The 18,835-nt window shown below is 71.0% G+C and carries 18 protein-coding genes and 1 tRNA gene; 10 read left to right on the top strand and 9 right to left on the bottom strand.

Annotated features, from left to right (window positions below; translation table 11 throughout):
• Positions 1-16 precede the first annotated feature (16 nt).
• Together AB0B45_RS32920 and AB0B45_RS32915 are read right to left on the bottom strand one after the other, a co-directional pair.
• On the bottom strand, positions 17-622 hold the full coding sequence (locus AB0B45_RS32920; protein ID WP_358138526.1) for a response regulator transcription factor: 606 nt from the start codon (positions 620-622) through the stop codon (positions 17-19).
• The gene (locus AB0B45_RS32915; protein ID WP_358138524.1) at positions 610-1,767 is read right to left on the bottom strand and encodes a sensor histidine kinase; all 1,158 of its coding nucleotides are present in this window, start codon (positions 1,765-1,767) and stop codon (positions 610-612) included. The genes AB0B45_RS32920 and AB0B45_RS32915 overlap by 13 nt, the downstream gene beginning before the upstream one ends.
• A gap of 57 nt (positions 1,768-1,824) precedes the next feature.
• Here AB0B45_RS32915 and AB0B45_RS32910 point away from each other — a divergent pair, with 57 nt between their 5' ends.
• On the top strand, positions 1,825-2,019 hold the full coding sequence (locus AB0B45_RS32910) for a hypothetical protein (protein WP_358138522.1): 195 nt from the start codon (positions 1,825-1,827) through the stop codon (positions 2,017-2,019).
• A gap of 117 nt (positions 2,020-2,136) precedes the next feature.
• On the opposite strand, the gene AB0B45_RS32905 is transcribed toward AB0B45_RS32910, so the two are convergent.
• Positions 2,137-2,209, bottom strand: a tRNA-Asn gene (locus AB0B45_RS32905).
• Between the two features lie 126 nt (positions 2,210-2,335).
• Between AB0B45_RS32905 and AB0B45_RS32900 the strand changes: the two genes are divergently transcribed.
• Positions 2,336-2,677 carry a YtxH domain-containing protein gene (locus AB0B45_RS32900; protein ID WP_358138520.1) on the top strand — a complete coding sequence of 114 codons (342 nt, stop codon included), beginning with the start codon at positions 2,336-2,338 and terminating at the stop codon, positions 2,675-2,677.
• A gap of 47 nt (positions 2,678-2,724) precedes the next feature.
• Here AB0B45_RS32900 and AB0B45_RS32895 read toward each other — a convergent pair whose 3' ends face one another.
• The 3 genes from AB0B45_RS32895 to AB0B45_RS32885 all read right to left on the bottom strand — a co-directional run bounded on the left by AB0B45_RS32895 (position 2,725) and on the right by AB0B45_RS32885 (position 4,790).
• Positions 2,725-3,198 (bottom strand): hypothetical protein, encoded by a 474-nt coding sequence (locus AB0B45_RS32895; protein WP_358138518.1) that lies wholly within the window; start codon positions 3,196-3,198, stop codon positions 2,725-2,727.
• A complete protein-coding gene (locus AB0B45_RS32890; RefSeq protein WP_358138516.1) occupies positions 3,195-4,472 on the bottom strand; it encodes a hypothetical protein in 1,278 nt (425 codons plus the stop codon). The genes AB0B45_RS32895 and AB0B45_RS32890 overlap by 4 nt, the downstream gene beginning before the upstream one ends.
• 159 nt (positions 4,473-4,631) lie before the next feature.
• On the bottom strand, positions 4,632-4,790 hold the full coding sequence (locus AB0B45_RS32885) for a hypothetical protein (RefSeq protein ID WP_358138514.1): 159 nt from the start codon (positions 4,788-4,790) through the stop codon (positions 4,632-4,634).
• 183 nt (positions 4,791-4,973) lie between these two features.
• Between AB0B45_RS32885 and AB0B45_RS32880 the strand changes: the two genes are divergently transcribed.
• From AB0B45_RS32880 to AB0B45_RS32850, 7 genes are all read left to right on the top strand, one after another.
• The gene (locus AB0B45_RS32880) at positions 4,974-6,149 is read left to right on the top strand and encodes a hypothetical protein (RefSeq protein WP_358138512.1); all 1,176 of its coding nucleotides are present in this window, start codon (positions 4,974-4,976) and stop codon (positions 6,147-6,149) included.
• On the top strand, positions 6,146-8,335 hold the full coding sequence (locus AB0B45_RS32875) for a tetratricopeptide repeat protein (RefSeq protein WP_358138510.1): 2,190 nt from the start codon (positions 6,146-6,148) through the stop codon (positions 8,333-8,335). The genes AB0B45_RS32880 and AB0B45_RS32875 overlap by 4 nt, the downstream gene beginning before the upstream one ends.
• Positions 8,332-9,174 carry a protein phosphatase 2C domain-containing protein gene (locus AB0B45_RS32870; protein ID WP_358138508.1) on the top strand — a complete coding sequence of 281 codons (843 nt, stop codon included), beginning with the start codon at positions 8,332-8,334 and terminating at the stop codon, positions 9,172-9,174. Before AB0B45_RS32875 ends, AB0B45_RS32870 begins: the two co-directional genes overlap by 4 nt.
• A complete protein-coding gene (locus AB0B45_RS32865) occupies positions 9,174-10,436 on the top strand; it encodes a VWA domain-containing protein (RefSeq protein ID WP_358138506.1) in 1,263 nt (420 codons plus the stop codon). Before AB0B45_RS32870 ends, AB0B45_RS32865 begins: the two co-directional genes overlap by 1 nt.
• A gap of 283 nt (positions 10,437-10,719) precedes the next feature.
• Positions 10,720-11,217 (top strand): FHA domain-containing protein, encoded by a 498-nt coding sequence (locus tag AB0B45_RS32860; protein ID WP_358138504.1) that lies wholly within the window; start codon positions 10,720-10,722, stop codon positions 11,215-11,217.
• Complete coding sequence (locus tag AB0B45_RS32855; RefSeq protein WP_358138502.1) at positions 11,214-12,509, top strand: hypothetical protein; 1,296 nt, start codon at positions 11,214-11,216, stop codon at positions 12,507-12,509. The genes AB0B45_RS32860 and AB0B45_RS32855 overlap by 4 nt, the downstream gene beginning before the upstream one ends.
• Positions 12,506-13,330, top strand: coding sequence for a transporter substrate-binding domain-containing protein (locus tag AB0B45_RS32850; RefSeq protein WP_358138500.1), 825 nt, complete (start codon positions 12,506-12,508; stop codon positions 13,328-13,330). The genes AB0B45_RS32855 and AB0B45_RS32850 overlap by 4 nt, the downstream gene beginning before the upstream one ends.
• A gap of 79 nt (positions 13,331-13,409) precedes the next feature.
• Here the strand turns inward: AB0B45_RS32850 and rpoD are convergent, their stop codons facing one another.
• Complete coding sequence (gene rpoD, locus AB0B45_RS32845; RefSeq protein ID WP_358138499.1) at positions 13,410-14,513, bottom strand: RNA polymerase sigma factor RpoD; 1,104 nt, start codon at positions 14,511-14,513, stop codon at positions 13,410-13,412.
• Positions 14,514-14,810: 297 nt separating this feature from the next.
• Positions 14,811-16,652, bottom strand: a complete 1,842-nt coding sequence (gene dnaG / locus AB0B45_RS32840; protein WP_358138497.1) for a DNA primase — start codon at positions 16,650-16,652, stop codon at positions 14,811-14,813.
• Positions 16,653-16,808: 156 nt separating this feature from the next.
• Here dnaG and AB0B45_RS32835 point away from each other — a divergent pair, with 156 nt between their 5' ends.
• On the top strand, positions 16,809-17,675 hold the full coding sequence (locus AB0B45_RS32835) for a M23 family metallopeptidase (RefSeq protein ID WP_358138604.1): 867 nt from the start codon (positions 16,809-16,811) through the stop codon (positions 17,673-17,675).
• On the opposite strand, the gene AB0B45_RS32830 is transcribed toward AB0B45_RS32835, so the two are convergent.
• A complete protein-coding gene (locus tag AB0B45_RS32830) occupies positions 17,664-18,803 on the bottom strand; it encodes an FAD-dependent oxidoreductase (RefSeq protein WP_358138496.1) in 1,140 nt (379 codons plus the stop codon). The genes AB0B45_RS32835 and AB0B45_RS32830 overlap by 12 nt on opposite strands.
• Positions 18,804-18,835: the final 32 nt, after the last annotated feature.

Genomic DNA, 18,835 nt, shown 5'->3' with positions numbered 1-18,835 from the left:
CCAGGACTCCGGTCCGTCAGAGCAGGCCGAGGTCCATCGCCGTGAGGACCGCCGACGTGCGGTCGGACACACCCAGCTTCCCGAACACCCGCAGCAGATGCGTCTTGACCGTCGCCTCTCCGATGAACAGCCGCCGCCCGATCTCCACGTTCGTCAGCCCCGCCGCCACCAATGACAGCACCTCCCTTTCCCGGGGCGACAGCACCACGGAAGCCGCGGCGGGCCTGGCCGACAGCCGGGCCGCCACGGCCGGCGCCAGCACGCGTTCGCCCGAGGCCGCCGCTCTCACCGCCACCGCCAGATCGGCCCGCGAGACGTCCTTCAGCAGGTAGCCCGCCGCCCCCGCCGCGATCGCCCGCTGGATGTCGGCGTCGTTCTCGTAGGTGGTCAGGACGATCACCCGATACGTCGCGCCGAGTCGCAGGATCGCGCTGAGCCCGTCGCCGTCAGGCATCCGCAGGTCCATCAGGATCACGTCGGCCCCGGCCCTGCTCGCGATCGCCACCGCCTCGTGCCCCGAGCCCGCCTCGGCGACGACCGTGATGTCGGGTTCGGCGGCGAGCATGCCGCGCAGCCCCTCGCGCACGATCGGGTGGTCGTCGACGATCATCACGCCGAGCACGGCACCTCCACCGACAACATGGTCTGGCCGGGCGTGCTCTCCAGGCGCATCGTGCCGCCCGCCTGCTCGACCCGCCGCCTCATGACGCCGAGTCCGTAGCCGTCGCCGTTGGAGGACAGACCTGCCCCGTCGTCGGTGACGGTGAGCCGTACCGTGTCGTGGGCGTAGTGCAGCGTGAGCCGCACCGTGCGGGCGGCGGCGTGCTTGCGGACGTTGGTGAGACCCTCCTGGGCCGCGCGCAGCAGCACCACCTCCGTGGTGGCGGCCAGCGGCGCGGGCGTGCCGGTCACGTTCACCTCGGCGGGCGGCTCGAAGCCGTCGGCCAGCCGCCGAAGCGCCTGGTCGAGCGAGGCGTCCCTGAGCGCGGGCGGCGAGAGCGCGGAGATGAGCGCCCGCGTCTCCGCCAGGTTCTCCTTCGCGGTCTGTAGGGCGAGCGACAGGTACCTGCTGGTCCCGTGCTGGGCCTCGGCCGCCTGGAGCAGCGTGATGATGCCGGCGAAGCCCTGGGCGAGCGTGTCGTGGATGTCGCCGGCCAGCCGTTCCCTCTCGGCGAGCACGCCCGCCTCCTTGCTGACCTCGGCCAGGTCGGCGCGAGTGCGGTCGAGTTCGGCGATGAGGCGGGCGCGGCCGGTGTTCTGCACGGCGAGGCGCTGGATGAAGGTGCCGAGGAGCGCGCTGCTCGACAGGATGGTGATGGCGGTGACCGTGGCCACCAAGGGGTCCATGCCGGTCAGCCGGAAGAGGTTGATCGCGGGCGTCAGGAACAGCAGCGCGAGCAGGGCGATGGCCTGGTGCGTCCTGAGCGACATGAACAACTGGGCGACCAACGCCGACAGCGCGAACGCCGCGGCGGAGGCGAGCACGTCGGCGGAGGTGAAGAGCACGACCGTGATCGCCGCGTACTGCCAGGCCTGCCTGGTGGGCACCTCCTCGCTGCGCACGGCGCTCCGCCCGACGACCACGTAGGCGGCGGCTTGCAGCAGCAACAGCGCGATCGCCGCCGCCTTGGCGGCGGGCGCGCCGGTGTCGAACGAGACGACGACGATCGTGGCGATCAGTACGGTCGCGAAGTACCCGTCCCAGAAGGGATAGGAGCGCAGCCAGGCGTTCTCTGCGCGGGCCGCGGCGGGGCTTGCGGGAGGCATGTCTGTCCACCGATCGGGGGATACCACCGGCCTCGATCATCGATGATCGTGTTGCTCATGAACAAGAGCATTATGCGCACCGTCCTCCTCGCACTGACCTTCCTGTACGGCGTCGCCATCGGGATCATGGCCATCCTGGGCACCGATGGAATCGGCACGTTCGCGGCGATCGGCGGCATCGTCGTGGGGGCGCTGTGGGCCGTCTACGGCTACATCGGCAGCGGAGGCCGGACGAGGGACGCCCGGCCCTGACCCCCGCCGGGGAGGGACCGACGCCGCGGAGCGCGCGCGGGCGGCCGATATTCTCCGCGGTGTCCCGGCCGGTGAAAAACAACGAGCCCGGGCCAGTGGCCCGGGCTCGTTGTCATGCTCCCGCGATAGGACTCGAACCTATAACCTGCCGGTTAACAGCCGGCTGCTCTGCCGATTGAGCTACACGGGATTGAGCTTTTCGCGCCTCACCGCCGGGCTGTTGGGGCCCCCGTTCGGCACAGGAATAGATTAGCGCACATCCGGAGTGCGTGTCGCATCGTGAGCGGGGTAGGCCCGGAGACAGCGGAGGTGGAAAATGCGATATCGGATGATGTTCGCTGTCGGTGTGGCCGTCGGCTACGTACTGGGCAGCCGGGCTGGTCGCGAACGCTACGAGCAGATCAAGCGAGCGGCCCAGCGGGTCGCCGACAGTCCGACGGTGCAGGAGGCCGCGGGCCTGATGGGCGCGCAGGTTTCGAAGGTGGCCGGCGTGGCGCGGGCGAAGGTCGGCGACACACTCGTCGACAAGATTCCCTTCCTGGGAAGGAACGGGCGCGAGGTCGACCATCTCGACACGGGCACGGGCTGGCCGGAGTCCAAGAAGCCTGGCGACGACAAGAAAGAGGCGCAGGCCGACGACACGGGCGTGTCGTACTAGAGGCGCGGGGGCCCGGAGGAGCCGGGCCCCTTTCGACGGAACCCGCCTCAGACGCCCATGCTGCGCCTGAGGCCCTCCAACGCCTGTTCGGCTTGGGCGCGCAGTCCCGGGTCGTCAGGGTCGAGACCCTCGTCGAAGTGGAAGGTCCAGGTGAAGGCGTCGGCGCCGGGCGTCCTGCGGGCCACCAGGCGCACCCCGCCCCTGCCCGGCAGCTGCACGTACTTGTTGACCACGATCGTGGAGTTGACCCGTTCGCGCACCGCCTCGGGCAGCCGGTGCGGTTCGGCGATGCGCGCCGACAGGCGGCGCCCGTCCGACGTGGTCAGGTTGAGCCCGTCCTCGTCCCATCCGGCCTGCTCCACCGTCTCCCACGGGACGCGTTCGCCGTCGGGCAGGAAGAGCGCCAGGTCGGTGGCGACCACGTAGCCTTCGTCGGCCTGGGCGAAGGTCAGTACGCGCTCTCCAGTCGTCGTGGCCAGGCTTTTGCGCACGTCGGACGGCAGGCGGCGGAAGAAGCTCATGAGGCCAAGGTATCGGCGAGCAGATCCAGGGTGAGCGCCGCACTCCACGAGAAGTCCCTGCACCCTCTGCCGCTGCCGTCGAAGGGGTCGAAGCACTCGCGGAAGCCCGCCTGCCGTACCAGGCGGAGGGTGCCTGCGGTGAGCAGCTGGGCCAGTTGGGGCAGGTCGTGGAGGATGGCCCCGCGGCGCAGGAGCCAGTTGGTGTTGACCCAGGAGGGGCCGCGCCAGTAGCGGGTGCGGTCGAACTGGTGCGCGCGGATCTCGCAGCTCGGCACCGGGTAGCCGGTGGCGCCCATGAAGCGGGCCGACTCCAGGATCTCGACCAGCCTGGTGACGGTGTCGCGGGGCAGTTCGGGGTCGAGCAGCGGGCCGAAGGCGCCGACGGTGGTGACCGGGATGAGGCGGTTCGCGCGCACGTCGCGGGCGAAGAAGCAGCCGTTCCACAGGCGCTCGGCGAGGGCCGCCCTGATCCTGGCGGCCTGTTCGGCGTGCGGGGCGGGGTCGAAGCCGACGAGCGGGGCCAGCTCGGCCAGGGCGTGGCAGGAGGCCAGCCAGACGCCGTTGAACATCGGGTCCTCGACCGCGAACGGGTGCTCGTCGCGCAGGTACTCGTGGCGGTAGCCGGCGTCGCGGTAGCGCATGGCGAGCCAGACGTAGCGGTCGTGGTCGCTGGCGGGATGGCGTTCGTCCATGCCGGGGGTGCGGTAGCCGTACCGGATCTCGGGGAGGGCGGCCAGCGGCTCGTCCCACGTGGGGCTGTCGTCCATGCCGGACTCCCACGGGTGGACGATCGAGGCCAGCCCGCCGCCGCCCAGGTCGCGGGCGGTGGCGAGGTAGGCGTGCTGCGCGGCGAGCGCGGGGAAGACCCGCCTGACGTAGGCCGTGTCGGCGGTGTGGCGCCACAGCCACCACACGGCGAGCGCGTGCAGCGGCGGGGTGGTCAGGCCAGAGGTGAGGATGCCGGATGGCGCGTCGGCGTGGTCGGACGAGCGCCAGACGGATGGCCCGGGAAAGTACGCCTCGGAGGTGTGGAAGACGATGTGCGGGATCATCCCCGTCGCCCACTGGCCCTGCAGCAGGCCGTTCAGCTCGGCCATCGAGCGCTCGGGCCGGTGCCTGGCCAGGCCGATGGCGACGAAGGCGGAGTCCCAGCTCCACTGGTGCGGGTAGAGGCCTGGAGCGGGCACGGTGGCCGACCCCATCCAGTTCGCCTCGAGCACGTGCAGGGCTTCGCGCCCGAGCGCGGCGTCATCGACCGCGGGCCGCGCCTCCATCTGCCCACTATGCTCCGGTCTGTCCTAGCTGAACAGGCCCTGACCCCAGGACCCGCTCTGCGCGGGCATCCCCACAGGCCGTGATCGGGATGAACCCGCGCTCGGGATCGCGCCTGCAGGCGAGGAGAACCGCCCCGCCGCGAGAGCGGGGCTCGTCACCTACCGCGTCTTGAGCCACCGGGAGACGAACATCGCGGCCACGGCGACGCCGCCGATGATCAGGGCCCACTTCAGGAGCGTGAGGGCGAAGCCCAGGATCGGGCCGAGCAGCATGAGGCCGACAATGACCAGGGCGATGATGAGAAGGATGCGTGCCATGTGGTCCACGCTAGGGCCCCGCGGCCCTTGGCGGCCTGGTTCGCGGGGCGAATCAGGGACAAGTCAGGGAGACCCTCTCAGGGTCAGGAACCCCTCTGGACATGTCACACGTTGACCCGGTAAATGAGGTGCGGGGCTCCTCACTTCGACGGGGGAACGTTGATGCAACCGACCGGGCCGCCGATGAGCAGGGAAGGCGCCGACCACGCCCTGCGCACGCGCGGCGAGGAGCGAGACCGAATCTCGGGCGACCTGCTCGATTTGGAGTCCCACACCTCATTCCAGCTGCTCAAGGGCGCCACGTTACGCGGCAGGACACTGACCGTGTGGACGTCGGCCCAGCAGGCCATGACGCGGATCTGGACGCTGTACGACGCCTACCGCGGGGTGCTGCGGCAGGCCGAGGACGTCAGGGCCCGCCGCGCCCGCCCTGGGCCCGCCGAGCTGGAGGAGCTGACGTTCCTTCTCGCAGGCCCCTCCGTACGGCCGCCGGCCGAGGCCGAGCCGGTCGAGCGGAGGTCGTTACGCCCCTTACCCGTGCAAGGCCTGAGCCTCGACGAGACCGTGGCCCAGATGGACGAGGCGTTCCGCTCGGTCGGCGAGGCGCTGACGGAGATCGACGCGGCGTGGACGGCGTTCCTGCCCCCGCTGGAGTCGGCCGCGGCCCGCCTCGACGAGATCACCCGCCTCACCGCCGACCTCGGCGAGCCGCCCCTCGCACCAGGGCACGAGGCCGAGCTCGCCCGCCTCCGCTCCACCGCCACCGCCGACCCCCTCGGCTGCTCCCCCGCCGACCTCGACAGGCTCAGCGCGGCACTCGACTCCCGGCTGGCCGACCTGTCCCGCGCCGACGCCCTCAGACGTTCGTACGGCCCGCGGCACACCGCCCTGATCGAGCTGATCGCCCTGGTCAGGACCGCGGAGGCGGAGGCGCGCCGAACCTACACGCTGGTCGCGGTCAAGATCCTCCTTCCCTCCTCGACCAGGCCGCGTCCCGCGAGCGACCGCCTCGCCGCCGACGCCGGCGCCCTGCCCTCGGGCGACGCCCTCGCCGGCGGCGGATGGGTGGAGCGGGCCAGACGCCTGTCGAGCGTGGAGCACGCCGCCCGGGACGCGCTGACCCGGGCCAAGACCACGACCTCGGCCCTGCTCGGGCTGATGGCCCGCAGGGACGAGTTACGCGGACGTCTGCTGGCCACCCAGGCCAAGGCCGTCCGCGTCGGCCTCGCGGAGGACTCCGAGAGCGCCCGCCGTTTCACGCGGGCCCACGAGCTGCTGTGGACCGCCCCGTGCGACCTCAACCAGGCGGCGGACGCGGTGGACCACTACCAGGACGCGATCCATGGAGGGCGCCGATGACCAGGTGCGGGCAGCCGGGCTGCACGGGAACGATCGACGACGGCTTCTGCGACCTTTGCGGGCATGCCGCGAGCCCGCCCACCCCTCTGGCGACGGCGGGCAGCGGCCCCGCGGCGTCCGCGCCGAGCGGGTCCACCGTGTGGTCGGGCGGCGTGCCATCGGGAAGCGTGCCGTCCAGCGGCGTGTCGTCGGGCAGCAGGTCGTCCTCCGCCAGGCGGTCGAAGGGCGTGCTCGGGCACGGCCTGGTCGACGTGCCTCCGACGCCGTACCGGGATCCGGCCGACGCCGTCATGGACGACCCTGAGGTGCCGGAGGACAAGCGGTTCTGCTCGGCGTGCGGCAGGCCGGTGGGACGCAGCCGCGAGGGTGTGCCGGGCCGTACCGAGGGATTCTGCCCGCACGACGGCTCCCCTTACAGCTTCACCCCCAAGCTCGCGCCTGGCGCGCTGGTCGCGGGGCAGTACCGGGTGCTCGGCTGCCTGGCGCACGGCGGTCTCGGCTGGATCTACCTGGCAGCGGACGAGAACCTCGACGGCCGATGGGTGGTGCTGAAGGGCCTACTCAACGCCGCCGACACCGAGGCGCTCGCGGCGGCGGAGGCCGAGCGCAGGTTCCTTACGACGGTCGACCACCCCAACATCGTCAAGATCTTCAACTTCCAGCGGCACGAGGGCGCCGGCTACATCGTCATGGAGTACGTCGGCGGCCCCTCCCTGCAGGACCTGCTCAAACAGCGGCTGCGCGAGGGGAAGGCGCTGCCGCTGCGCCAGACGATCCCCTACGCGCTGGAGATGCTCAAGGCCTTCGACTACCTGCACGAGAACGGGCTCGTCTACTGCGACCTGAAACCCGCCAACGTCATCCAGGTGAGGCAGCAGCTCAAGGTCATCGACCTGGGCGCCGTCCAGCGCATCGGCGCGCGCACCGGCAGCTCCTACGTCACGGTCGGCTACCACGCTCCCGAGATCGCCACGTCCGGGCCCTCGATCACCTCCGACCTCTACACGGTGGCGCGGACGCTGGCCGTGCTGAGCCATCCCTTCAGCCCCGCGCGGGACGGTGCGGAGGTGCCGCTGCCAGGGCCGGAGGCGTGGGGGAACGAGTCCTTCCACCGCTTCCTCGTCCGTTCGACGCATCCCGATCCCGACCAGCGCTTCCCCGACGCCACCGACATGGCCGAGCAGCTCACGGGGGTGCTGAGGGAGGTCCGCGCGGCCGAGGACGGCGTGCCGTACCCGAGCCAGTCGGCGGTCTTCGGGCCCGAGCGGGTCGCGGAGGGCGTCACCGGCGTGTTCGAGCCACTGGATCCGAAGGCGGCCGTGGCGGCGCTGCCCGTGCCGCTGGTCGATCCCGCCGACCCCGCGGCCGGCCTGCTGCCCGGGCTGATCGCGCGCGACCCGCGCGAGCTGCTCAGCAGGGTCTCGGCGCTGCCCGCCACCACCGAGACACTGCTGACCAAGGCGAGGGTGGTGGCCGAGCACGATCTCGGCGACGACTTCCTCGACGAGGCGGCGCGCACGCTCCACGGCGACTGGCGGGTGACCTGGTATCAGGCGGTGCGCACGCTGGCGTCGGGAAGTCCTGACCTCGCGCTGTTCGACCGGTGTTTCGGCCTGCTGCCCGGCGAGCCCGCCGTGAAGCTGGCGCTGGGGTTCGCGCACGAGCAGGCCGGCGACCACCGCGCCGCCGCCCGCTGGTACGCCACGGTGTGGCGCACCGACCGCGGCTACGTGAGCGCCGCGTTCGGCCTGGCCAGGGCCAAGCTGGCGACAGGCGAGGGCAGGGACGCCGCGGCCGCCCTCGACCAGGTGCCGGCCTCGTCGAGCCAGCACCTTGCCGCGCAGACCGCACTGGTAGCGCTCGCCGCCAGGCGGCCCGCCGCCGAGCTCGCCCCCGCCGACCTGATCGCCGCCGGCGAGCGGCTTGACCAGCTCAAACACCTGGAAGGGCGGCGCCGCGGCGAGCTGGCGGCCGAGCTGCTGGAGGCAGCGCTCACCTGGCTGACGGCGTTCGCGCCCTCACCCGCCCACGCCACGACGCTGCTTGGCGCGCCGCTCACCCAGCGCGGCGTGCGCGGCAGGCTGGAAGGCGTCTACCGGGAGCTGGCCAGGGCCGCCGCCACCAGGCGGGAAAGGCATGACCTCGTCGACCGCGCCAACACGGTCCGGCCCAGGACGTGGCTGTGAACTGCCCGGCGTGCGGAGCCTCCGTTCTGCCCAACCACGCCTTCTGCGAGCAGTGCGGCTCCCCGCTGGGCCCACCAGCCTCCTGTACGGCATGCGGCGGCGAGATCGCCGACGGCTACTGCGTCCAGTGCGGCCTGCGCGCGCCCGCCGTCACCGACCATGTCGAGCTCGTCCTCGACTCGGGCGCGGCGGGCGCCAGCGACAGGGGCCTGCGCCACAGCCGCAACCAGGACGCGATGGCGCTGGGCGAGGCCGAAGGGCGGGTCATCGCCGTGGTCTGCGACGGCGTGTCCCAGTCGCCGCGTCCCGAGACCGCCTCGACGCTGGCCGCGCAGACCGGCGTCGCCATCCTGGCCGAGGAGCTCAAGGCGGGCTCCAGTCAGGAGGCGGCCACCAGGGCGGCGTACGCGCGGGCCGCCCGTGCCGTCGCCGAGCTCGGCACCTCCGCCGACGACGCCCCCGCCTGCACCTACGTCTCGGCGGTGGCGGGGCCCGAGCTGGTCACGGTCGGCTGGGTCGGTGACAGCCGCGCCTACTGGCTGCCGGACGAGGGGGCCGCGGTCCTGCTCACCGACGACGACGTCGCCACGGCGGGAGTACTGACGGCATGGCTGGGCGCGGACGCCAGGAACGCGGGCTGCCGCGCGCTCGGCTTCGTGCCCGACTCTCCGGGCCTGCTCATGGTGTGCACGGACGGGCTGTGGGGCTACCTCGACGATCCCGTCTCCATCCGCGCCGCCGTACCCGTCGAAGGGGCCCGAGCGCTCGTGCATCACGCGCTCGCCTCCGGCGGGCGCGACAACGTCACCGTCGTTCTGATACCGGTCAGGAGAGCCTGATGAGTGATTTCACACTGTTCGTCGACCAGAACAAGGACCTGCCCATCGGCGGCAGGGAGGTGCACGCCGTCCTCACCGTCGCGGGCGCGGCGGCGGCGCCCGAGCCCGCCGAGGCGGCCGAAGTGATCATCATCGACACCTCGGGGTCGATGACCGGCAGCAAGATCCGTGAGGCGAGGCAGGCGGCGAAGGCGGCCGTCGACGCGCTCCGCGAAGGGGTGGAGTTCGCGGTGATCGCGGGGGACACCTCGGCCCGCATGATCTACCCGCGTGGGAAGAAGCTGGCCACGGCGAACTACAGCACGCGGAGCAACGCCAAGACGGCCATCGGGAACCTGGACGCCAACGGCGGCACCTCCATAGGACAGTGGTTGCGGCTGGCCGCCGACCTGCTGGAGAGCAGACCTGGCGCGATCAAGCACGCGCTGCTCATGACCGACGGGCAGAACAACGAGGGCGACGACGCTTTCGCGCAGGCGCTGAAGCACTGCGAGGGCAGGTTCGTCTGCGACAGCCTCGGCGTGGGCGACGACTGGGTGCCGGCCGAGCTGCGCAAGGTCTCCGAGGCGCTGCTCGGCTCGTTCGACTTCGTGCGCGACCAGAAGGACCTGGCGGCCTTCTTCACCAGGATCACCGAGGCGTCGATGGGCAAGACGATCGCCGAGCTCGCGCTGCGCGTGTGGATTCCCAAGGACGCCACGCTGAAGTTCGTCAAGCAGGTCTCGCCGACGCTGCTCGACCTGTCGGGCAAGCGGATCGACGTCAACCCCCTGACCGGCGACTACCCGACGGGGTCGTGGGGCACGGATGAGCGGGAGTATCACCTGTGCGTGGAGGTGCCGCCGTCCGCGCTGGGCCAGGAGATCAGGGCGGCGTGGGTCAAGCTGGTGCGGCCGGACACGGGCGACGTGCTGGCCAGCGGCAACGTCCTGGCGCACTGGACGGACGACCTCGCCGCCTCGACGCGGATCAACAAGAAGGTGGCGCACTACACGGGCCAGGCGGACCTGCACGAGCTGATCCAGGAGGGGTTGAGCGCCCGCGCGGCGGGCGACACGGCGACCGCGACCGCCAGGCTGGCCAAGGCCAAGCAGCTCGCGGACTCCTCGGGGCGTGAGGACACGGCCAGGCTGCTGGACAAGGTGGTCGAGGTCGACCCCGGCACCGGTACGGCCAGGCTGCGCACCCATGTGGAGAAGGCGGACGAGATCGAGCTGGACACGGGGTCGACGCGGACCAGCCAGCTGCGGCAGGAGGGCTGAGATGCCGGTGACGTGTCCGAACGGGCATGCGTCGGAGGACGCGGAGTACTGCGACGTGTGCGGCGCCCAGCTGCCGTCGTCCGGCGCTCCGATGCCGTCCGGCTCGCCCGCGTCGGGCGGCCCCTCCCCCGGGCTCGCCTCGCCTTCTCCGGGCCACCAGGGGACTCCTGGCCTCTCCGGTAGCCCGGCAGCTTCCGGCCCTTCCGGCACCCCGGGCGTCTCCGGCTCTCCGGGCTCCCCCGATTCTTCGGGCTCTCCGGGCTCTCCGGGCTCTCCGGCGGAGGTGTGCCCGATCTGTCAGACCCCGAGGAGCGGCCGGTTCTGCGAGGTCGACGGGCACGACTTCGAGTCCCCGCTGCCCGACCCGATCGCCCCCGCGCTGTGGGAGGCCGTGGTCGGAGCCGACCGGGCCTACTTCGACGAGGTCATCGCCCTGAACGGCCCCGACGCCCGGGCCATGGTCTTCCCTCCCTACTGCCCCGAGCGCGCCTACCCGATGATCGGCAAGCAGGTGCGCATCGGCCGTGCCAGCCGTACCCGCGGCACCGCTCCCGAGATCGACCTGGGCCTGCCGCCCGCCGACCCGGGGATCTCCCACCTGCACGCCGTCCTCATGGCCCAGCCCGACGGCGCGTGGACCCTCGTCGACCCCGGCTCGGCGAACGGCACCCGCGTCAACGGCAAGCCCCTCCAGGTCAACGTGCCCGTGCCGGTCGCCGAGGGCGACACGATCCACCTCGGCGCCTGGACGGTCATCACCCTCCGTGCGAGCGGGTCATGATGTTCCTGGCCCGCCGTACGGTGCCGGGACGCATCAAGGTGATCTCCGCGGTCACCGTCGCCTCTCTCGCGCTGCTGTTCTCCACCCTCGCGTACGGCACAGCCGCGGCCCGCGAGGGGCTGCGGGTGATCGGGCTCGACGCGGGGCCGCAGGTGGTGGCGACGGCGGGCCTCTACATGGGGTTGAGCGACATGGACGCCCAGGTGGCCGACGCCCTGCTGCTCGGCGAGCGGCGGCAGGACGCGCTGGCCCGCTACGACCGGCGGCGCAAGGAGGTCGGGGCGGCGCTCCTGCAGGCGCACAGCCTGGCGGGCGCCGACCCCGCCGAACGCCGCACGATCGCCTCGGTGCTCGACGGTCTCGGCCGCTACGAACGCCTCGCCGCCGAGGCCCTCCTCCTGAGCTCCCTCCCCGGCGCTTCGGACGGCTCGGGCAAGGACGACAGGGTGCTGGCCGCCTACCGGCAGGCGACCGACCTCATGACACGGGAACTGCTCCCCCAGGCCTACAACCTGACCCTGGAGAGCGGCACCATCGTCAGGCACGCCTACGAGGACGGCCACGCCACCGTGGTCACCGTACGCGTGATCGCCCTCCTCAGCGGCGCGCTCGCGCTGGGCTGCCTGGTCTGGCTGCAGGTGTATCTCGCCCGCAGGTTCCGCAGGGTCTTCGGGCCCGCGCTGCTGGCCGCCACCCTGGCCACGGCCGCCTGCGCCATCACGGGCGCGGTCGTGCTCGAGCAGGAGGCCTCCGCCCTGGTGACCGCCAAGCGCGACGGCTTCGACTCGGTGCTGACCCTCGCCAGGGCCCGCGCGATCAGCAACAGCCTGCACGCCGACCAGAGCCGCTACCTGCTCGACAGCGTGCGCGCCGACACCTACCAGCACACCTTCTTCGACAAGTCGCAGTCGCTCGTCTACGTCGCCGCCGAGAACCTGCCCGCCTACCAGCGCGCGGTCGGCGCGCTCAAGGACGGCCGGTTCCTCGGCATGCTGCGGGGACGCGACGTCACCGCCGCCTGGCAGCGCTTCCAGCAGGCCGACCAGGCCCTGCGCGCCCAGTCGGGCGCGGCGGCCACCGCGGCGCTGACCGGTCCTGTGCGCTCGGCCTTCGACGACTACGACGCCACCCTGGTACGGCTGGGCGAACAGCACAAGACGACCTTCGCCGACGCGATCGCCGACGGCGAGACCGGGCTGCGCGGCCTGTGGGTGCTGCTGCCGATCGGGATCCTCGTCATCGCGGTGGGCGTGTTCGCAGGGGTGTGGCCACGGCTGAAGGAGTACCGGTGAACAAGACGCTGACCACCCGGGTGCTGGCCGTCCTGGCGTCCGCGATCGTCCTGGCGGCGGCCGGCGGGTGCGGCTCCGGCGACGCCTCGTCGATCATCGGCAAGGAGACGCTCGTCATCGGCGTCCGGCCGGACCTGCCCGCGATCGGATTCAGGAAGGACGGCCGCTTCGAGGGGTTCGACGTCGACGTGGCCACCTACATCGCGCGCAAGCTCGGCGCCACCCCCCGTTTCGTGTCCGCGCTGGCCGCCGACAGGGAGCGGGTGCTCCTCGAAGGAAAGGCCGACCTGGTGCTCGCCACCTTCTCCATCACCCAGGAGCGGAAGACGAGGGTGGCCTTCGCCGGGCCCTACCACCTGTCGTACCAGGACATCCTGGTGCGCGAGGACGCCTCGGGCATCGCGAACGTGCGCGACCTGGCGGGGCGGAAGATCTGCGAGGTGCAGGGGTCGAACGCGGCGCAGCGGGTGATCGACGAGCGGCAGATCCCGGCGTCGGTGGTGCCGGTGGCGACCTACGACCAGTGCATGGCGATGCTGAAGTCCCGCCGGATCGACGCCGTCACGACGAACGACGTGATCCTGGCCGGGCTGGCCGCGCGTGAGGGCGGCGGCGTGCGGCTGGTGAACACGCAGTTCAACGAGCAGCGCACGGGGGTGGGGATGCGCAAGGGCGACGTGGACGGGTGCGAGGCGGTCAACCGCGCGATCACCGACATGTACCAGGACGGGACGGCGGGCATGCTGCTGCGCAAGTGGTTCGGGACCTCGGGGCTGAAGATCGGCACGGTGTCGGTGCCGCAGTTCGAGGGCTGCTCCTGACCGCCTGCCGTACCGAGGGGGCCCGACGACAGGAGAGCCCCGGGAGATGCCTCCCGGGGCTCCCTCGACTGACGCACGGCTAGTCCAGGTAGTCGCGCAACATCTGGGCGCGGGTCGGGTGACGCAGCTTGGCGAGCGTCTTCGACTCGATCTGGCGAATGCGCTCCCGCGTGACGCCGAACTCCCTGCCGACCTCCTCCAGCGTCCTCGGATGCCCGTCGGCCAGGCCGAAGCGCAGCTGGATGATGCGCTGCTCCCGCTCGGACAGCGTGGCGAGGATGTCGTCGAGCTGGTCCTGCAGCATGATGAACGCGGCCGCCTCCATGGGCACCACCGCGTCCGCGTCCTCGATGAAGTCACCGAGGTCGGAGTCCTCTTCGCCGATCGGCGACTGCAGCGACACCGGCTCCTGCGCGATCCGCTGGATCTCCACCACGCGGTCGACGGGCAGGTCCATCTCGAGCGCGATCTCCTCGGGCGCGGGCTCCCGCCCTAGATCCTGGTGGAGCTGACGCTGCACCCGAACCAGTTTGTTGATCGTTTCCACCATGTGCACGGGAATTCGAATCGTGCGCGCCTGGTCGGCAATGGCCCGGGTGATCGCCTGGCGAATCCACCACGTGGCATACGTGGAGAACTTGTAGCCCTTGGTGTAGTCGAATTTCTCGACCGCGCGGATCAGTCCGAGATTGCCCTCCTGGATCAGGTCGAGGAAGAGCATGCCGCGCCCGACATACCGTTTCGCTATGGAGACCACCAGTCTCAGGTTGGCCTCGATCAGGCGCTGCTTGGCCCGCGTGCCCTGCCAGACCAGCTCCCTGAACTCCGGGAAGGCCAGCCTGGCGATCCCGTTGGTCAGCTTGTCCTCGGCGAACAGCCCGGCCTCGATGGACTTGGCGAGCTCCACCTCCTCCTCCGCGGTGAGCAGCGGGACCCGGCCGATCTCGCGCAGGTAGATGCGGACCAGATCGCTGGTCGGCGCCCGCTTGCCTACGTCCTCCTCATCAGGGCGTGCGGTCTCCTCGTCGCCCTGCGGCTCGAGAACCTCCACCCCGTTCTCGGCGAGCATCCGCACGACGCGCTCCAGCGCGTCGGACGGCAGCTCGGAGCGGTCGAGCGCGGCGGCTACGTCATCGACGGTTACGCTTCCGCGCTCTCTTCCTTTCGCGACAAGGTCCGCCACCTGGTCTACCGATGGCGGCCCACTTGGCAGCACCGATGCACCCACGGGACACAGTCTGCAGTATTGCTTCCATAAAATGGCAGACCCATTTTTGTCACTTGAGGTAAGCCCTGCATCATTACCGAATCGAGATCTTATTAATGTTTGGCCATAGTTTGATCAGGAAAGAAAAGCCAATTACGCGATCGAGTTCGCAATGCTGCGGCCGGACGTGTCTCAGCCGTGCCTCTACGGCCTTCCCGAATGGTGTACCGGTACGGCCGTACGGAAGCGCGCGCCCCAGGGAGGGCCGGGCCGTCAGCCGCCTACCGCGCCTTCCCTGAGCGCCTTGCGCTGCCGTTCGAGCCCCAGCAGCTCGCCGAACAACCGCCGGTGCTCCTCGGGCTCCTCCACCGGGTTGAGCCGCTGCAGTCTCGACTTCACCTGTGCGATCGCCCGGTCTACCGCGATGCCCTCGACGGCGGCCAGCAGCTCCGTGCCGTAGCGCTGCTCGACCTCGGCGTCGGCCTTGATGGCCTCGACGGCGAACTTGGTGACCAGCCCGCGCACCGTCTCGTCGGGGGCTTGCTCCAGCAGCCGGTCGACCCACTCCCTGCCACCAGGGCCGCCCGCCACGGCGCCGCCCGCCGCCGTGATGACGGAGTGGATCGCGGCGTGCTCGGGCGTGGTGAACGCCCCGGCGTCCAGGGCGTCGAAGCGCGGCCCCACCAGCGCGGGCCGCTGTACGGCCAGCTTGAGCAGCTCGCCCTCCACGCGCACGTGCGGCTCGGCGAGCGCGGCTTGGGGGGCGCGCTGCCGCCTGGCCACCTGCGCGCCGCCGACCTCGGCGATGCGCTGGATGACGAACCGCTCGTCCATGAAGCCGAGCCACCTGTCGAGGTCGATCGCGTAGCGCTTGCGCAGTCCCGTGTCCTTGATGCCCGCGACGATCGGCGCGGCCGCGTCGAGCGCGGCGATCTTGCCCTCGTTGGTGCGCAGGTCGTAGCGGGAGATCGTGCTGCGGATCGCGAACTGGAACAGCGGTTCCCTGCTGGCCACCAGGTCGCGCACGGCCGCGTCGCCCTGCTTGACCCGCAGGTCGCACGGGTCGAGCCCGTCGGCCTGCACCGCGACGTAGGTCTGCGTGACGAACTTCTGCTCGTCGGCGAACGCCCGCAGCGCGGCCTTCTGCCCCGCCGCGTCGCCGTCGAAGGTGAAGATCACCTCGCCGGTGGCCGCCGACTGGTCGAGCAGGAACCGGCGCAGGATCTTGATGTGCTCCTCGCCGAAGGAGGTGCCGCAGGTGGCCACCGCGGTCGGCACGCCCGCCAGGTAGCAGGCCATCACGTCGGTGTAGCCCTCGACGATCACCGCCTGGGAGCGCTTGGAGATCTCCCTCTTGGCCAGGTCGATGCCGTAGAGGACCTGCGACTTCTTGTAGAGGGGAGACTCGGGCGTGTTGAGGTACTTGGGGCCGTCGTCGCTGTCGAGGAGCTTGCGCGCGCCGAACCCGATCACGTCGCCCGTCGCGTCGCGGATCGGCCAGATCAGCCGCCCGCGGAAGCGGTCGATGGGGCCGCGCCTGCCCTCCTTGGCCAGGCCACCCTTGACGATCTCCTGCGCGGTGAAGCCCCTGCCGAGCAGGTGGCGGGTCAGCGCCTCCCACTCGTTGGGCGCGTAGCCGACGCCGAACAGCTCCGCGTCGGCCCGCTCGAAGCCGCGCTCGGACAGGAACCTGCGCCCCGGTGCCGCCTCCGGCGAGAACAGCCGCTCGACATAGAACTCGGCGGCCGCCTTGTGCGCCTCGATCAGCCTGGCCCGCTCTCCCTGGTCGCGCTTGGGGACGTAGCCGCCCTGCTCGTACTGCAGCTGGATGCCCGCCCGCTGCGCCAGCCGCTCGACCGACTCGTGGAAGGACAGGTGCTCGATCTTCTCGACGAACGTGATCACGTCGCCGCCCTCAGCGCAGCCGAAGCAGAAGTACATCCCGCGTTCGGGGGTGACGTTGAAGGAGGGGCTCTTCTCATCGTGGAACGGGCACAGGCCCTTGAGATTGCCGCCGCCCGCGTTGCGGAGCTGGATGTGCTCCCCGATCACGTCGGCGATCGGGGAACGCTCGCGTACGAGCGCGATGTCGACGTCACGGATCCGGCCTGCCACGCCGCGAGTCTAGTGGCGCTGTCCGACAGTTTCGCCGGGGTGGGCACGTAACGGCGGGCGAGGACGGACGGATAAGTGGAAACCGGTCGTGACCGCTCCCCGGGTCGGTTACAAAGGTAAAGGTTGTCGTTGGATACTGTGACACGGGTGGAGATCATGCGATCGGGGCGTCTCAGTGCAGTCGTGGTCGGCGTCCTGCTGACCGGAGGGTGTGCGCACGCCACCGGCGTCGCGGGCGTCAGCATGAAGGCCCCCGCCGAGGCCGTGGCCCTCACCCCCGCGCCCTCGGGCACCCCCGGCACCGACGAGCAGTCGAGCGTGCAGCGCCCGGCCGCCGCCGACCCCGTGAAAGTGCCGCCGCCCCAGGTGTCCAAGTACAAGTACGCCTTCCCCGTCAAGGGCTGCAAGGCGAGCTACCAGCGTAAGCTGCTCATCCTTCCCAAGACGACGATCTGGGCCGACAAGGGCTGCGCGTTCATCGCGCCCATCGACGGCGTGGTCGACGAGATCAACCTCAGCAACCGCTGGTCGCCCTCCACCGACCGCGGCCCCGACCGTGAGGGCAAATTCGTCTCGATCATCGGGGAGGACGGCGTCCGCTATCTCGGCGGCCACCTCGACACCGTCTCCGCGAAGCTCAAGCCGGGCTCGAAGGTGAAGGCGGGGCAGAAGCTCGGCCAGATCGGCAACTCCGGCAACGCCCGCGACACCGCCCCGAACCTCTACTTCGCGATCTCGTGGAAGACCGGCCCCGCCTTCTGGTGGGTACGGCGCGGCATGGTCGAGCCGTGGGACTACCTGGACGCGTGGCTGAAGGGCAACCGCACGCTCTCCCCCAAGGACGAGACGTTCAAGCTGCGTACCAAGGTCGGCGAGACGCCCGCCTGTGCGACGCTGTGCGCCGGCAGGTCGGTGAGCACGCCGCAGAAGGAAGAAGAGGAGACGAAGAAGCCGCCCAAGAAGAAGCCGGCCACTCCGTCGCCCACCCCGACCCCGTCGCTCAACGACACCTCAACGTTGTAGCGGCCCGCCGGAGCGGATGAGGTTCTGGATGTCGCCGACGACGTCCCAGATGTTCACGTTCATCCCCGCGATGACCGAGCCCTCCCGCAGCCAGTAGGCGATGAACTCCAGCCCCTTGCCCTTGATGAAGACCTCGTCGTAGCCGTGGGTGTCGCCGGAGAACTCCATACCGAGCTCGAACTGGTCGGTGTAGAAGTACGGCACGCGGTCGTAGACGACCTCCTGGCCCAGCATCGACCTGGCCGCCGCGGGACCGCCGTTGAGCGCGTTGGCCCAGTGCTCGACGCGCAGCCACCTGTCGTAGAGCGGGTTGTAGGTCTCGGCGACGTCCCCCGCCGCGTGGACGTCGGGGTGCGAGGTGCGCAGGGCGGCGTCGGTGACGATGCCCTCACGCACCTCGAGCCCTGCCTCGCGGGCCAGCTCCACGTCGGGCGCGGCGCCGATGCCGGCGACCACCAGGTCGGCGGGCAGCAGCTCGCCCGAGCTCAGCCGTACGCCGTCGTCGAGCACCTCCTCGGCCGAGACGCCGAACCGCAGGTCGACGCCGTGACCGCGGTGGACGTCCGCGAAGATCCCGCCGACCTCCGGCCCCATCACCTTGAACAGGGGGGTGGGCTCGGGTTCGACGACGGTGACCTCGCAGCCCGCTGTGCGGGCCGCCGCCGCGGTCTCCAGCCCGATCCAGCCCGCACCGACGATCACGACCCTGCCGCCCTCGGCGAAGCGCTCCTTGAGCGCCTCGCTGTCGCCCACCGTCCGCAGGTACCGCACGGGTCCCCGTCCCGGCAGGCGGCGCGGGCTGGCGCCGGTGGCGATGAGCAGCTTGTCGTACGGCCGGCGGGAGTCGTCGGAGAGCGTGACCTGGTGACCGTCGAGGTCGATCTCCGTGACGGTGGTGCCGAGCCGCAGGTCGACCGCGTTGTCGGCGTACCACTCCGGCGGGTGGACGAAGATCTTCTCTCGCTCGCTCCTGCCTTGGAGGTAGTCCTTGGACAGCGGCGGCCGCTCGTAGGGGCGCTCGTTCTCCGCCCCGATGAGCACGACCTCGCCGTCGAAGCCCTCTTCCCGCAGCGTCTGCGCCGCCTTGGCCCCTGCGAGCCCGGCGCCGACGATCACAAATGTTGCCATGCTCTGGAGTATCGTCCTTCGACGCCGTCACC

Source organism: Nonomuraea sp. NPDC049152 (genome assembly GCF_040648355.1).
Taxonomy (GTDB): Bacteria; Actinomycetota; Actinomycetes; order Streptosporangiales; family Streptosporangiaceae; genus Nonomuraea.
Note: the sequence above shows the minus strand (reverse complement) of the source record. Positions and strands in the feature narration are given on the sequence as shown.